The sequence below is a fragment of the Microcoleus sp. FACHB-SPT15 genome, assembly GCF_014849525.1.
Lineage (GTDB): Bacteria > Cyanobacteriota > Cyanobacteriia > Cyanobacteriales > Coleofasciculaceae > Symplocastrum > Symplocastrum torsivum.
This window is the reverse complement of the sequence record NZ_JACJNU010000034.1, coordinates 46,919-60,571: the sequence shown is the minus strand read 5'-3', so window position 1 is coordinate 60,571 and position 13,653 is coordinate 46,919. Positions and strand designations below refer to the sequence as shown.

The window sequence follows — 13,653 nt, the reverse complement described above, 5'->3', positions numbered from 1 at the left end:
AATAAGACAAACTCATTACAACTTTATCTTAGATTGCTGACTGATGTCCATGAAATGTGCATAGATGTATCATCCCTTAGATAGGGATTAAGAGGAAAGGTCTGTAAATTATGTAGCGTTTAATATGGTTATTTTCTTCAACAGCAATAGGGGTACAGCAATCTGTACCCCTACAATGCCGCATCGAGATCTTATTTGAAGTCTTTAGCCAGCAGCCATATTACCAGTAGAGCTATTATCACTAGTGGCTTCTGGCTTGACGTGCCATTTGCCATCCTCGCCCTGTACGTAGCCACGTTTTACAGAGTTCCAGGCTACTTGTACAGCACCATCTTCGCTTATGCCATCCGAAGAAGCACTCTTGTAAGCGGCAAGGAAAACTTGCTGAGCACCTTGAGGTAGGTTCTCTTTCACTTCATTCGGTAAATCTTCAAGCTGTTGAAAAGCCATAATCACCCTCCGTCAATTTCGTTAGTTTTAGGTATATCCACTAGGAAATCAGACGGGATTTGAGAAAACATCTTTCTGGGGATACAGCTAGCAGCCTATTCTCTACGCAATCGCCTCACGGAACCTTCCCACCTCACCTCAGTCCTAACTTAACCAAACTCACCCAAAATGCGATCGCGTTGTTCAGCATCTGCTAAATCTACTAATTTTTGTAACACATGTACTGTTAAGCCGCCATTTTATGATTTATCCAAGTAACAGCGATCGCTGTTACTGCGGGTCTTGCTCAATCAACAAAAAGCCACTCTCTAGGGAGAATCGGGTCAATATGAATTCCTCTTGTCAAAGCAATGAGGAAATATCAAGAGATTGTGAAGTTGAGTCCAGATGTGCGAAAAGCTTACTAACTTTTGGGAATTCTATTTATACAAACTAACGAGTCGTCTAAACAGCTTTCCGCTCAGACCGACTTAAGCAAAGGCGCTCTAGTAAACATGATTACTTCTTATTAGGTAAAGGTTTAACCTGAGCGACACCATTAACTAGCACTACCCTAATTCATCTCCATGACTACAAAAACTGGAAAGAGTCAAGTCGGTAAGTCGGTTGAGAGTTCACTCATTGCTGGAACTGAAAGCTTTAACTTCGATCTATGGGCTTCACAGGTCAAACGGCAGATGATTACTTCACTCCAAAAACACAGCAGAAATTCAATGAGTTAATTAGTTTCTGCAAAGGCAAATTTAACAGAATATGACACACGGCAATCTGTGCTGACTGATAATTTTGGATTTCGTCATCTTAATGACCTGCGACTAAAAAAAATTTTAGTTTCAACTTTTGAAACCGGAGTTATGAGACAGTAGGGTTACCTTAAACTGAGGGTGATGTAACAACTCACCTTCAGGCCTGAAAGACCCTTATGTTAAAGAAATTTGGTATTCTGATTTCTACCTTTGTCGGGCTACTGACAGCTTTTGGTTCTGGGATGGAAACGCCAGCACAGTCTACGGACTTGAGCGTGCGGTTTGGCACACCAAACTTGCAGGATCAAACAGCCATATCTGAGAACTCCCAGACTTCGCTAGAAGTTCGGAGTCGTCGTCCAGGAAGGCGATCGCGAAGTCTTCCTTGTCCTGCCTGTGGGATGGGTTAAGTTGAATGGCACTGAGTTAAGCGAAAAGTAATCGTTCGTAGAAAAACCCTGCTTGGGGGGCTTCCCCCCAAACCCCCCATTGGGGGACGGAGTGCCTCCCCCAAACCCCCTGCACAAGGGTTGATCGAGAGGTAGCAGAGGTTGAATTCATTCATTAGACCTTTTGCAAAAGTCCTTTTCATCAAATTCTGGGGCAGGCGGGACGCCTCCTACCCCACAAGAAAAAAGGCTATGAGTGGGATGGGCCGAAAAGCCCGTCCTAGCTATTGCTCTTCAAGAGGTCTATTAAGTCAGTGACATTCCGGTTAAGTTGAAGTCAGCGCGTGCTGTTCAAGGCGACAGTATGCGCTGGCTGAATGAATAATGTGATGAACGGCTCGAATTAGTAGAGTTGTGTTAATTGGCGATGTTTAAGTTCAAACGCCGTACTCCTATGGTCGGACTGTCATTGATGATAGAGTCTGATTTTTTCCAAGCTGCCCAACCTTTGTTTGAAACTGGGGCAGTAGAAGTGCTGGAGTGGAGTTTCGACATGAGTTGGGGGGTGAAGGCAAAGCCCCCTTGGGTTAAGGAACTGCTTCAGTTTTACAGTCAACGCGATCGCCTCACTGGGCATGGTATCAGTTACTCACTCCTGTCAGCACAGCCAGGTGAACGCCAAATCCACTGGCTCAAGTCACTACAAGAAGAATGCCTTGACTATCGCTATCGCCACATTTCTGAGCATTTTGGCTGGATGGCGGCGGGAGATTTTTACCAGAGTGCGCCGTTGCCGTTGCCCCTGACTCCTGAAACCTTGCAGTTAGGGCGTGAGCATCTCAAACGTTTGTCAGACAAAGCAAATGCTCCAGTAGGATTGGAAAATTTAGCGTTTGCCTTTGGATTGCAGGATGTGTTGCAGCAGGGAGAGTTTCTTGCTCGACTACTGGAACCAGTGGATGGTTTTTTAGTGTTAGATTTGCACAATCTGTACTGTCAAGTACACAATTTTCAACAGTCGGCTGAGCAGTTATTAGAACGCTATCCTTTGCAGCGGGTGCGAGAGCTGCACGTTTCGGGCGGCTCCTGGAGTGTCACCTCAAAGGGGCAACAGACGAGAACAATTCGGCGTGATACGCACAACGGTACGGTACCGGAAGCGGTGTTTGAGTTACTGGCACTGGCGCTCAAACGCTGCCCTTCTGTTGAAGCTGTAATCTTTGAGCGAATCGGTCATACCCTGCACACCGAAGCTGATATCGAAGGATTTCGACAAGATTTTTGGCGAATCAAACAAGTGGTAAAGGAGAGTGTGTGATGTCGTTAGATATAGCCACATTTCAGTCCACCCTTTTGGAGACGTTATCATCTCAAGACGAGCCAGATGTCATTAAGGCAACCCTGCAACAAGAGGCGCTATCCCCTGCCCTACAGGATTACGTTCAAACCTTTGAACCTGAGATGGTGGAGATAGCGGCTGAGTTGGTAAAAAAGTGGGGGAAGCGGTTAAGCAAGCTCCAATAGCATTTCTCTGTCATTCAGGATTTGACGAATTCACCTCTCTCCGACTGAGCAATTTCGTTTCATTACAACTGTTTCCGCCTAAGCTCACTCGAAAAAGCTTTTTAGAAAATCCTTGTCAACTGAGAAAATTCGGATAACCTACAAAAAGCCTTATTTCAGATTGAAAATAATTAAGTATTTTCACTGTTTAACTCTAGAAGAGCATTGGTTATAGTTTTGGCAAAACCTTCTAAGCCAATTGAGTCTAACTATGCTGCCTCTTACTAAAGTCGTACAACCCACTGGTATTTTAGACAGTATTAGGGTTGAGCAATTACGTCAAGAGATTAATGACCTTGTCGAAACTAAACCCACTATTATATTAATTGACCTTCAGAATGTGACTTTTATAAACAGTGCTGGATTAGGCGGTTTAGTCGCGGTTTTTAAAACAGTTCGTGCGACGGGTGGCAAACTTTTTCTTTGCTCTATTAATGACCAGTTAAAGCAAGTGCTTGAGCTGAGTAAAACGAATAAAATCTTTAGGGTTTTTGCTAATCAAGATGAATTTTATTCGCAAATAACCTCTGGAAACTAACAGACTCTAAAAATAGATTCAAGAACTGTTAAGCTTTGTTGTCACACAAATAACAGCTTGTCCCTTTTCGATATGGGAACGTATGCTCAAAGAACTGCAACTTAAAGAGCAACATCTGATATAGGATTAAGCTGTTCATCATTTAAATTTCCGAGACGATCTAAGCCAGTAAAAGGCTTCAGCCTCTTAAATACGCAGTTGAAATGCACAACAGCTTAAACTACACAGAGAGCTTATTCAAAGATAAGGTACCAATTTTTCTAGCAATGCTAGCTTTAATAAAATAAAACGGACTTAATAAGTAACCCCAAGAAAAAGCCAGCTCACAAGCAGCAACTAAATCATAGATTAAGCTTTTTTCCTTAGATGAGTTCATTAATACCTGTTGATATTTAATAAAGTGTATCAATACTCGACGAACACTTCCAAGAAATGTTCTTGCAAGAAGATTTGGCTTTTGCCAAAAGGGAGTATTGATCATTCGTAAACAACAGCTATTCAAGCCAACGCCGAAAGAGAGATTGGTTAAATAGTCTTTCTCTAAGCGCCAAGCGGGTATTTGGTGATAAGTCTCCATAGCTGGGTTATACCAAATCTCCCAACCAGCTTTGTGGAGGTAAAGCAATGGTTCTAAGTCTTCACCACCTACTAAGGACTTGCCAACCCTACCCTTAAGAAGTGGGCGTTTAGGAACGGCGTTACACCAGGCTTGCTTGCGAATAACTAGCCCAGCACCAGGTGGTAACTTCAGCTTATCGGGTTCATAGAGATGAGCTTGTGAACCTCGTTCAGTAATACCGAGAAAAGGAGCAATGCGCTCAAAGTTTGCTGGTGGTTCAACTTCAAATTCACCATGAATTTGACTAGCATAAGCCCCAGCACCTTCGTGAGCTTTACCAAAGGCATAGGCAACTGCTACCCAGTTAAGCGCTGGCAAATTGTCATCATCAAGTAAACCGACTAATTCACTGGTTGCTTCTTGAATTGCTTTAGTCCTTGCAAAAGCTGTTCCCTGTTCTGTTTCCAAATAATACTTCAGTGGACAAGGTGCAGACCAGTTTGATTGAATATCAAGCACAATGGTTTTTGTAGCGTCCTGGCTATTGTTATCAACAACGATGACTTCCCAGTTGATGTGTTCTACACCAATTTGCGATCGCAGTCTTTCCAAAATCCTAGGTAATCGACTTTCTCCGTTGTAAGTTGGGATAGCAACTGTAAAGTCAATTGGCATAAGAAGTTATTACTTGATTAAATATTCTAGATCTATATATATGTGATAAACGCTATAAACTTGCTCAATCTTTACTATCAAAGTAGCTATGTTGCCAGAGGTAAAGAGGGCTGATTAAACTACTGACAAATAGCTGCATCTCACAAGCTGCAATTAAGTCCGATTGCACACGGGTACCATGTTTGAGCAAGTGAACAGCAATCTTTCGCAAATCATTTGTCATGTAAGCTAAAGTTGCGATCGGTCGCTGCCAGGATTGAACACTTAGCATTCGTGTCACATGGCGGCTTAATCCAATTCCCCGAAAGAATGGAATTAAATACTCTCGTTCTAATCGCCAGTGGGGAATTTTATGATCGATTTGCATCGTGGGGTTGTACCAGATTTCCCAGCCCTTAGATTGAATATAAGACAGCATCTCTAAATCTTCACTAGTGACCATGCTGCTAGGCGTGCGTCCTGACAAAATGAGCTGCGAGGGTACGCTTTCCAGCCAAGCTTGTTTACGCACAACTAACCCAGCTGATGGTGGTAGTACTTTCTTTTTCGGTTCATACCGCAGTGGCGTTGAACCTCGCTCAGTAATGGCTAAAAAGGGAGCAAGTCGCTCAAAATTTTCCGGAGGTGAAACTTCAAACACTCCATGAATCTGACTACCGTAAGCCCCTGCTGCTGGGTGTTCTTGTGCAAATCTATGGGCAGCTAATACCCAATCAGGTGCAGGGATATTGTCATCATCCAGAAAACCCACTAGTGTACCTCTTGCTTCCTGAAAAGCTCGATGTCGGGCGAATGCTGCACCCTGATTGGGTTCAAAGCAATACTTTAAAGGGTATTGCTTGGGCCAGTTGACCTGATAAGCTTGAACAACTTTCGCTGTATCATCGGTGCTATTGTTATCAACAACAATCACTTCCCAACTGAGCTGCTCTGAGTGAAGCGATCGCAGCATTACATCTTTACAAGAGAATTGCAGTCGCTCTAAAACTTCCGGTAGACGCCTTTCCCCGTTGTAAGTGGGTATGGCAACAGTCAAATCAACGACCATCGTCTTTACCAACAATGCTGCTCAAACCAAGCTTCTAATACATTAGCTCGACTTTCGTGGAACTAAGTGTCCACCTTAAAGCCCTGGAATCTCAGACACTTTGCTTTTCAATTCTTCCACTGAGAAACGGGTCATCTCGCGCCACTCTTCTACCGTAAATGTATAGCCGTAGGCTTGAGCCATTTCTACAAAAGCTTCTAGATTAGGGGCTGAATTGAGCTTCTCTTTGAGAGCAGAATCAGCTTGAGCATCCCTATATAACTGAACGACCGCTTCCTTTGCCATACCCGTTTACTCCAATCCGCTAAGATGTCCCTAAACGCCTCTGGCTAAGATAGCGAGTTTGGTTTTTCCCCCGCCAGCTCTGCAACAAAAGTATAGGACTCCCAAGGCAGCTTGATCGTACTATACTAGCGCCAGCAATCCCAAAACTCGCCCTGTCCAGAACGTTCGCGAGGGGGTTTGGTTTTTACCTATGAGAATTGCACAAGTCCTCCTCAGCGCCTACCTGAGACGCCACCCCACCCATATCAGGCTTTCCCAGTTCAACTTCTTAGCCCGGTACGTCTGGCTCAAAGATCTCCTTGATGAGATTAGACCAGAACTGTTCCCGCCTGAACCAGAAGCTGAACTACCTCAGGCTGTTGAACCAGAAGCAGCCAGTGAAGAGGTTGCAAAACTCCTTAAAGCAGAGATTCGCGGTCAGCGGGGTACCTATCGAGTTGAACACTGGCTTGGTAAACGGGGTATGGGGCAACTGTTTGCTGGGGTTCAGCTTGGGGCAAATCGTTCTGTTGTTATTAAGGAATACTTGCTACCCCGACGCTATTTCAATCAGGAGGAGGCACAGCAACGACAGAAGGCGTTTGTAAATTTGGCAGGGGTGAGCCTTGCGGATGGACGTGTGCAGGACTTGCGAGTTATTAGTCCACTGGAAGCGATCGCAGATACTACCTCATTTGAGCGCTGCTACCTTGTGACTGATGAGCGAGATGGTTGTCCAACGCTAAAAACTCATCTGGCACAAACGGGTGTAATGCCTCCTGCACAGGTGCGTGTAGTTCTTGCTCAGGTATTGCAAACCCTAGAACTTCTCCATCAACAGAAATTTCGCCTCCCATCTGGTCAAGACCAAGTGGGACTCGTTCACGGTAATCTCAGTTTGGAGAGCCTTCTCTGGGTGGAAAACCAAAAGGAATTTTTTATCTATCTTTGCGATTTAGCTCTCTGGGAGCGGATTTTTGACCCTCCAACAACAAAAGCTCTCTCGCGTTCCATCGCTCAAGACTTGGTTGCTGTCGGATATATAGGGTTTTACCTACTTATAGGAAAAGCTGACTCAAACTTCGATCCACGTCAGGACGAATCTTGGCCAATCACTACAGACTTACCGCTTAAAGAATTCATCCTGCGCTTAGTGGGAGTCGCACCACCGTTTGAGAGTGCAGAAGTCGCTCGAAAAGCATTGTTAAAACTCCCTCAGCCTATTACCGTTGGTCAGCTAGCGTTGCAAGCGGAACCTGAAACCTCTAAGCCGAAACCCTTCTCCCGCCTCCTGCTGCTGCTTCTGTGTGCCGTGGGGTTGGGAGTTGTCGGGAGTATTATCTGGGCGTTACTGCCAAAACCCCAAACTAGCGCCAGTACCCAAGAGGAACCTCAATTGTGCTGTTTAAAGGAAGTGAGTGCAGTTCCAACGGGGAAATTCACCTATACGGCTGTGCAAGGTGGTACTTGGAGTTATGTACAAGGACAAACCAATGTGAGACAGCCAGGGCAAACGCTTGAAGCTAGGTTGAGAGAGTCTCAGGCTAATTTTCAACTCAACTACAAACCTTCGCCGTCAATTGAAGCTGCGATCGCAAAAGTCCAAGCAAGAGAAGTTGATTTTGCGATCATTCCCATGCTCAAGCCTCTTCCTATTGATTTGGCTTATCGAGAGATTGCTTATGATGGACTTGCCGTTTTTGTAGCGTTTAGTTATTCCAGGCGCAATCAGGGGTTACCCAAGACGTTGGAGGGTGAAGCTAGCTTGGAGGAGTTACGGCAGCTTTATCTGGGTCAGATTTCAAGTTGGCAGGAGCTAAAGGGGGCGAATCTACCTGTAAAGCTCTACGCTCCAACAAACCCCGAAGCGATCCAATTTTTTGAGCAGCGCGTTCTTAAGGATGTGCAAATGAGCCGTTTGACTAAGAGTCAGGTTACCCAACTGCCTACTCTAGAAATGCTCCAGAAAGTGCTTCAAGATTTCGAGTCGCCGGAAGGATTGGGAAGCGTCGGATTTAGTCCTCTCAGTCAAATTTTTGGACAATGTTCGATCTATCCCTTGGCGGTGCAAGCTAAAGGTAAAAAGGCTGTTCAGGCATTGGTTCTAGACAAGGATCAACCCATCGACCCAAGTACAGATTTGTGCGATCGCAAGGGTAGCTATTACCCTGATGTGAAGGCATTTCAAACTGGACAATACCCACTAGCCTATTCACTTGCCGTTGTCTATCCACGGGATAATAGTCTCGCTCCAGCCGGGGAAAAGTTCGCTCAGCTATTGCGAACTTCTGAAGGGCAACGATTACTTTATGAAACAGGACTAGTACCCCTTAGAAGCTCGAAGTGACATCTTCCCGACGCTGACTGCTTAAGTGGTACAGTGGGGGCTTCCTTGATTTTGCCAATGAAGGAAAAAATTTAAGAAAACTGGCTCAAAAATCTATCCAAAAACATAGGTGAGTAGCAAAATTTATTGTTACTTTGCAGGAGGTTAGCTGTGCTATTTTTTGCCTACTGAAATTAATCTGATTATCTTTACCTACTGCTGAAAACATAACTCACGTTGACAGCTCAAATGTCGTGTTGACTACAGCAACTAGCAACGAGTCAATTGTTTGGCTTGGATACGTCATTTGAGCTTGCAGAAATAATGGCAAATAAGTCAAGGCTTCTAAACAAAAATTTGAAAATATTAAAAATAGTTGTTACATTGCAGAAGATACGACAAAACATGGTATATCTTCATGGCTAATTTTTTTGATATAGTTCCAACCTTTCGACCCTTGCAAACGCAGTCTCGTGTTTTTGACCTAAAGGCAAGGTTGGACTGGGGTGAACCAGCGTTGACTATCATTGACGTGCGCGATCGCGGGGAGTTTAATATCAGCCATATTATGGGAGCTGTTCCCATGCCGCTGAATGAACCCACCAATCGAGTTTTAAACAAGCTTGAACTTGACCGGGATATTTATATCTACGGCGAAACAGACGAAGAAACCGCTGCGGCAGCGGCTCGACTTCGTGCAGATGGGTATCAAAACGTATCTGAAATCAGAGGTGGTTTAGCAGCATGGAAAGCTGTTGGCTATCCAGTCGAGGCGCATCCAGCCCCGGTAACTCTTGAAAACAGCTAGGACTTCCGCACTGAAACGAAATCTCGTTGTTCTGAGCCTTGTTCAAGAAGCTGAAAGCATTATCTTCCCGTTGCAGAACGGGTTGAGTGCGTAAGTCCTGACAGCCACTCTGAAAATGGGCAGTTATTAGTGTCCCACTCTTAAGTTTTGCTACTCAAGTGGATTTATCAACTGAAGAACGCTTGTGAAGTTTGGGGAAGCGATAGAACGTATCGCCATCGGCGTCAACTTCTGGAACGGCAGCAAATAATTGCACTTGTCGCTCCAAGTACTGTCGCGCTTGCTGCACATCTACCCTTGCCGCTGCTGTTAGCTCGATGAGAGAAATACAACTGCCTTGTTCTTGCAGGAGTTGGTAGAATGCATCCTCCAATTGCTGACGATTGAAGGATTCCTCTAACTGCTGCTGCCGATTTTTGGTGCTGCCACGGATTAGCACGCCTACCAAAAGAGCAAGTGTAATCACCAGGAGAGCATCAATAATTGGCATAAACGCTTTGTTGTTTGTTATTTGTTCTTTAGTTGTTTGTTGTTTGTTAAAGAATACGAATAACCAATGACCAACAACAAATAACACTTTCATCCCACGTAAGCAAGGACGTGGGATGAGTTAAGCCTCACTCTTCAATTGTTGTAGGCGACTTGCGGCTTGACCAGATTCTCAGCACCGTTTACAACTTTTGCGGACTCGATTACGTCACCCTCTTTGAGCTTTTCGAGAGTTTCTTTGCCGTCTACGACATAACCAAAGACTGCATAACGACCATCCAAGAGGTTTAGTCCAGCAGGGGTAAGTTCTGGCTCAAATAAGAAGAAGAAAAACTGGGAAGAACCACCATCAGGGTCAGTTCCTGGACGTGCCATTGCTACGGCACCATAGGCAGAGAAGGGGAGTACAGGCTGGTCACGATAACGACCTGCATCTTCTAAGGTAATGCCATAAATTGGCTCTGTATCACCCCTTACTAGCACTTCTAGAGGGATTGCTCGGTATTGACCTGTTGCGGGGTCGATAAATCCTTCTTCAGGGCCAGGTGGGTCACCAATTTGCAGAACATAGGAGTCTTCAGCACGAATGAACTCTAAGCCGTCATAGAAGCCTCGCTGAACCAAATCTACAAAGTTACCAGCTGTAACAGGGGCGCTGTAACCATCAACAACAATAGTCAGATTGCCTTTGTCGCTGGTCATCTCCACGGTGGCGCGACCTTTGAGTTGAGGCAGATTGCTGTAGTCGGCAGGCACTTCAAAGGGAAACTCTTTGACCATCAATTCTTCGAGTTCACCAACTTCGTTGAGGAGTTTACCCCGCTCAGTCCAGACCTTGTCTTTATCCTTAGCTTCTACCGCCTCTCGGATTGAGGCAATACCGTCATTAAGTTCGGCAATTAGAGCTTCGGCTTTTGGTTTTTTCTCATCTGGGATATCAGCTAGCAGTTTATCGGTGCGATCGCTTAAAATTACAGCGGCTCTGGTAACATCCCGGCTAATCGAACTCCAGCGCTTCCCCCGCAGTTGGGTCGCAATATCTTCTAGACTGGCTTGCATATCCCGCGCCTGTTGATTCTCAATTGGAAGCGCATACCGCAACAGTGCCTTACCATCTGTAATCGCATTTCCTACTGGTAGGCGACTTTCACGAGCCGGTTGGTCGTTACCGTCCCACCAAGCACCGCTTAGACCGAGAGAGAGCGTAGCCAACAGCACTGCCAAGACACTGGTTTTTGCCAAGCGTTGGCACCAATCGAGCTTTAAAATTTTTGAAAGTCGCATAAACATTTCTACCGAAGGCTTGCACCAGAAAGTTTTAGGCTCATCAACAGCCTGAAGAACTTTATTTCTCATCTTGCCATACAGGTGCCCCTCAGCGAATAAATCGGGATATGGGGTGATGAGGTGAAAAAGTCCGAAGTATATGTGTATTGTCTCCTATCTCCCCATATCCCCATCCCTCTTCTTGAGTCAGATTAGGGGGAATGCCCCACAACAGGGGTAAAATAAATTGCCGATAGCTATCTTCGCAGCAAGACCTAGTCCTGCGGTCGCGAGTTATCGAGCGTCTTGTCCTGACCTTTGAAATAGGTTCATGATTTCTAGTAACGACTTTCGCCCCGGTGTCACGATTGAGTTAGATGGGTCTGTTTGGCGGGTGGTGGAGTTCCTCCACGTTAAGCCTGGAAAGGGTTCTGCCTTTGTCCGCACCAAGCTAAAAAATGTGCAGAGTGGGAGTGTTGTTGAGCGAACCTTCCGGGCTGGGGAAACGGTTCCCCAAGCCAATCTGGAGAAGCGCACAATGCAGCATACCTATAAAGAAGCAGACCAGTTTGTCTTTATGGATATGGAAACCTACGAGGAAAGTAGTCTGAGTTCATCCCAGATTGGCGATCGCGTTAAGTATCTCAGTGAAGGGATGGAAGTTAATGTAATTACTTGGGGTGAGCAAGTGCTGGAAGTGGAACTGCCAAACTCTGTGGTACTGGAAGTTATTGAAACTGATCCAGGTGTTAAAGGTGACACCGCAACGGGTGGCACAAAACCAGCAATAGTTTCCACAGGTGCCCAAGTAATGGTTCCTTTGTTTATTTCTATAGGAGAGCGCATCAAAGTCGATACCCGTAACGATTCCTATCTGGGTCGTGAGTAAAACTGTTTTGATGAGAAAAGAGCGGCGAGGTTGAGAACGGCGAAGCTGGCGCGTGAAATCTCCTCGCCTTCCCACTTACTTTAAGACTTGCTTTACCCCGACGCTCTAGTCCTTAGCCCCTGATTAATTGTGCCATTAGACTTTAACCAACTCCGTGACCTGCTAGCCGCGATCGCTCTGACCGATATTACAGAATTGACCTTAAAAAGTGCTGACTTTGAACTGACTGTTCGTAAAGGGAGTCGCACAACGACTGTTACTGATCCAATAGGTAGTACGGGTAGCAACGCGGCTCCCAGTTTTGTAGTGGCTCCCGCCGACTCAGTAGTCATGCCTAGTCCACCCGCTCCTCCTCCAGAGGTAGTAATCCGGGAGGCAGCATCAGCGGCAGCAACGCCTTCGGTGGTAGACCCAAAATGGGAAGAAGTTAAGTCGCCGATGGTTGGTACATTCTACCGATCGCCTAGTCCTGATGAAGCGCCTTTTGTTGAAGTTGGCGATCGCATCCGTAATGGTCAAACTGTTTGCATCATCGAAGCGATGAAGCTGATGAATGAAATTGAAGCGGAGATATCAGGGCAGGTGATGGAGATTTTGGTGAAGAATGGTGAACCTGTTGAGTATGGTCAACCATTAATGCGAATTAACCCTGGTTAATAATGACTCTATCGTCATTAATAAAATAGCTGCTAAAATTTGGGGATCACTTAGTTCGGGTTGTACCGATGCCAACAGTAAACTCTGTACCACACGAGGTAGTACAACAAGTCGCTGAGTATTTCAGTATCTTGAGTGAGCCAATGCGTCTGCGGATTTTAAATTTGCTCCGTGAAGGCGAAAAATGTGTACAGGAGTTGGTAGAGGCAACCGCGACGAGTCAGGCTAATGTCTCAAAACACCTCAAAGTGATGCTACAAGCTGGCATCCTTAGTCGCCGTTCCGAAGGAACATCGGCTTATTACAAAGTAGAAGATGAGTTAATTTTTGAGCTATGTAATTTAGTTTGCGATCGCCTTGCAACACGAATTGAACAGCAAGCCCGTCATTTCCGTGACTTCAGTTTAGCGAACAAAGATTAATAACGCACAAAAGTTTTTGAAGCCGACTTGGAGCAGGTGCCTTGTTTATGTAGCTACCGTTACCGTGCGGGAAGCCGAAGAAAATTGTCTATAACCGCCAAGTTGACGTTAAGTTGACACAAATGACGACCTTCGCCATACAAAAATCCTTGTTACTGCCAATTGGAATCAGCCATAGACGACAACATAAAAGGCATGATGTAGCGTTAAACACGCAGTTACTTTATCTTGTTTAAGCCTTTCTAAGTACAGAAATAGACCTCTTTAGATAGAAGAGTCTGTATAACAAAGGTAATAAACTTTATTTATAGCAATTGTTAAGTAACACGGACATTGCTGTTGACAGGATATCAAGCTCTTAGCTTTCATGATCTATGAGCTTATTACTTCTTTTAAACCAACCTAGAGCCATACAAAAACCCCGCTTCTCAAGAACAGCCGAAAGCGGGGCTTTACTGATGTTGACAGTGGCAGAGTCCAGAACTTGCAACGCACTAGAGCAATCTAAAAATTAAAATCCAGCTCCCTAAAAACGTGCTAGTGTTCAAAGAATATTGATGAGTA

At 45.2% G+C, this 13,653-nt stretch carries 16 protein-coding genes; 10 read left to right on the top strand and 6 right to left on the bottom strand.

Translation table 11 applies throughout. The annotated features are described in order from the left end of the window. Positions 1-204 precede the first annotated feature (204 nt). Entirely contained in the window at positions 205-450 is a 246-nt protein-coding gene (locus tag H6F98_RS11875; protein WP_192218898.1) for a ChaB family protein, read from the bottom strand. A gap of 566 nt (positions 451-1,016) precedes the next feature. Between H6F98_RS11875 and H6F98_RS11870 the strand changes: the two genes are divergently transcribed. From H6F98_RS11870 to H6F98_RS11850, 5 genes are all read left to right on the top strand, one after another. Further along, positions 1,017-1,172, top strand: a complete 156-nt coding sequence (locus tag H6F98_RS11870) for a hypothetical protein (protein ID WP_192218897.1) — start codon at positions 1,017-1,019, stop codon at positions 1,170-1,172. Between the two features lie 200 nt (positions 1,173-1,372). Beyond that, a complete protein-coding gene (locus tag H6F98_RS11865; protein WP_192218896.1) occupies positions 1,373-1,606 on the top strand; it encodes a hypothetical protein in 234 nt (77 codons plus the stop codon). A 406-nt stretch (positions 1,607-2,012) separates the two neighbouring features. Beyond that, a complete protein-coding gene (locus tag H6F98_RS11860) occupies positions 2,013-2,903 on the top strand; it encodes a DUF692 family multinuclear iron-containing protein (RefSeq protein ID WP_192218895.1) in 891 nt (296 codons plus the stop codon). After that, a complete protein-coding gene (locus H6F98_RS11855; protein ID WP_192218894.1) occupies positions 2,903-3,109 on the top strand; it encodes a hypothetical protein in 207 nt (68 codons plus the stop codon). The genes H6F98_RS11860 and H6F98_RS11855 overlap by 1 nt, the downstream gene beginning before the upstream one ends. Before the next feature lie 250 nt (positions 3,110-3,359). Beyond that, entirely contained in the window at positions 3,360-3,686 is a 327-nt protein-coding gene (locus tag H6F98_RS11850; protein ID WP_192218893.1) for an STAS domain-containing protein, read from the top strand. Between the two features lie 220 nt (positions 3,687-3,906). Here the strand turns inward: H6F98_RS11850 and hpsE (H6F98_RS11845) are convergent, their stop codons facing one another. The 3 genes from hpsE (H6F98_RS11845) to H6F98_RS11835 form a co-directional block, all read right to left on the bottom strand. Further along, positions 3,907-4,920 (bottom strand): hormogonium polysaccharide biosynthesis glycosyltransferase HpsE, encoded by a 1,014-nt coding sequence (hpsE, locus tag H6F98_RS11845; protein WP_192218892.1) that lies wholly within the window; start codon positions 4,918-4,920, stop codon positions 3,907-3,909. A 64-nt stretch (positions 4,921-4,984) separates the two neighbouring features. Next, on the bottom strand, positions 4,985-5,968 hold the full coding sequence (gene hpsE, locus H6F98_RS11840; RefSeq protein ID WP_192218891.1) for a hormogonium polysaccharide biosynthesis glycosyltransferase HpsE: 984 nt from the start codon (positions 5,966-5,968) through the stop codon (positions 4,985-4,987). A gap of 75 nt (positions 5,969-6,043) precedes the next feature. Continuing rightward, entirely contained in the window at positions 6,044-6,253 is a 210-nt protein-coding gene (locus H6F98_RS11835) for a Nif11-like leader peptide family natural product precursor (protein ID WP_192218890.1), read from the bottom strand. Positions 6,254-6,443: 190 nt separating this feature from the next. Between H6F98_RS11835 and H6F98_RS11830 the strand changes: the two genes are divergently transcribed. Then, a complete protein-coding gene (locus H6F98_RS11830) occupies positions 6,444-8,579 on the top strand; it encodes a substrate-binding domain-containing protein (RefSeq protein ID WP_192218889.1) in 2,136 nt (711 codons plus the stop codon). Between the two features lie 397 nt (positions 8,580-8,976). Then, positions 8,977-9,366 (top strand): rhodanese-like domain-containing protein, encoded by a 390-nt coding sequence (locus H6F98_RS11825; RefSeq protein WP_192218888.1) that lies wholly within the window; start codon positions 8,977-8,979, stop codon positions 9,364-9,366. A 154-nt stretch (positions 9,367-9,520) separates the two neighbouring features. On the opposite strand, the gene H6F98_RS11820 is transcribed toward H6F98_RS11825, so the two are convergent. Both H6F98_RS11820 and H6F98_RS11815 read right to left on the bottom strand, forming a co-directional pair. Further along, positions 9,521-9,949: a hypothetical protein gene (locus H6F98_RS11820; RefSeq protein WP_242058496.1), complete on the bottom strand. Its 429-nt coding sequence runs from the start codon at positions 9,947-9,949 to the stop codon at positions 9,521-9,523. 41 nt (positions 9,950-9,990) lie between these two features. Next, positions 9,991-11,139 carry a peptidylprolyl isomerase gene (locus tag H6F98_RS11815; RefSeq protein ID WP_192218887.1) on the bottom strand — a complete coding sequence of 383 codons (1,149 nt, stop codon included), beginning with the start codon at positions 11,137-11,139 and terminating at the stop codon, positions 9,991-9,993. A 313-nt stretch (positions 11,140-11,452) separates the two neighbouring features. Here H6F98_RS11815 and efp point away from each other — a divergent pair, with 313 nt between their 5' ends. The 3 genes from efp to H6F98_RS11800 all read left to right on the top strand — a co-directional run bounded on the left by efp (position 11,453) and on the right by H6F98_RS11800 (position 13,089). After that, positions 11,453-12,010, top strand: coding sequence for an elongation factor P (gene efp / locus H6F98_RS11810; RefSeq protein ID WP_192218886.1), 558 nt, complete (start codon positions 11,453-11,455; stop codon positions 12,008-12,010). Positions 12,011-12,139: 129 nt separating this feature from the next. After that, the gene (gene accB, locus H6F98_RS11805; protein WP_192218885.1) at positions 12,140-12,667 is read left to right on the top strand and encodes an acetyl-CoA carboxylase biotin carboxyl carrier protein; all 528 of its coding nucleotides are present in this window, start codon (positions 12,140-12,142) and stop codon (positions 12,665-12,667) included. 68 nt (positions 12,668-12,735) lie between these two features. After that, positions 12,736-13,089 (top strand): helix-turn-helix transcriptional regulator, encoded by a 354-nt coding sequence (locus H6F98_RS11800; protein ID WP_192218884.1) that lies wholly within the window; start codon positions 12,736-12,738, stop codon positions 13,087-13,089. Positions 13,090-13,653 lie beyond the last annotated feature (564 nt).

Bases quoted from the DNA above. Each gene is read 5' to 3' on its own strand.
- H6F98_RS11875 (WP_192218898.1), bottom strand. From the start codon at position 450: ATGGCTTTTCAACAGCTTGAAGATTTACCGAATGAAGTGAAAGAGAAC.
- H6F98_RS11870 (WP_192218897.1), top strand. From the start codon at position 1,017: ATGACTACAAAAACTGGAAAGAGTCAAGTCGGTAAGTCGGTTGAGAGT.
- H6F98_RS11865 (WP_192218896.1), top strand. From the start codon at position 1,373: ATGTTAAAGAAATTTGGTATTCTGATTTCTACCTTTGTCGGGCTACTG.
- H6F98_RS11860 (WP_192218895.1), top strand. From the start codon at position 2,013: ATGTTTAAGTTCAAACGCCGTACTCCTATGGTCGGACTGTCATTGATG.
- H6F98_RS11855 (WP_192218894.1), top strand. From the start codon at position 2,903: ATGTCGTTAGATATAGCCACATTTCAGTCCACCCTTTTGGAGACGTTA.
- H6F98_RS11850 (WP_192218893.1), top strand. From the start codon at position 3,360: ATGCTGCCTCTTACTAAAGTCGTACAACCCACTGGTATTTTAGACAGT.
- hpsE (WP_192218892.1), bottom strand. From the start codon at position 4,920: ATGCCAATTGACTTTACAGTTGCTATCCCAACTTACAACGGAGAAAGT.
- hpsE (WP_192218891.1), bottom strand. From the start codon at position 5,968: ATGGTCGTTGATTTGACTGTTGCCATACCCACTTACAACGGGGAAAGG.
- H6F98_RS11835 (WP_192218890.1), bottom strand. From the start codon at position 6,253: ATGGCAAAGGAAGCGGTCGTTCAGTTATATAGGGATGCTCAAGCTGAT.
- H6F98_RS11830 (WP_192218889.1), top strand. From the start codon at position 6,444: ATGAGAATTGCACAAGTCCTCCTCAGCGCCTACCTGAGACGCCACCCC.
- H6F98_RS11825 (WP_192218888.1), top strand. From the start codon at position 8,977: ATGGCTAATTTTTTTGATATAGTTCCAACCTTTCGACCCTTGCAAACG.
- H6F98_RS11820 (WP_242058496.1), bottom strand. From the start codon at position 9,949: ATGAAAGTGTTATTTGTTGTTGGTCATTGGTTATTCGTATTCTTTAAC.
- H6F98_RS11815 (WP_192218887.1), bottom strand. From the start codon at position 11,139: ATGCGACTTTCAAAAATTTTAAAGCTCGATTGGTGCCAACGCTTGGCA.
- efp (WP_192218886.1), top strand. From the start codon at position 11,453: ATGATTTCTAGTAACGACTTTCGCCCCGGTGTCACGATTGAGTTAGAT.
- H6F98_RS11800 (WP_192218884.1), top strand. From the start codon at position 12,736: ATGCCAACAGTAAACTCTGTACCACACGAGGTAGTACAACAAGTCGCT.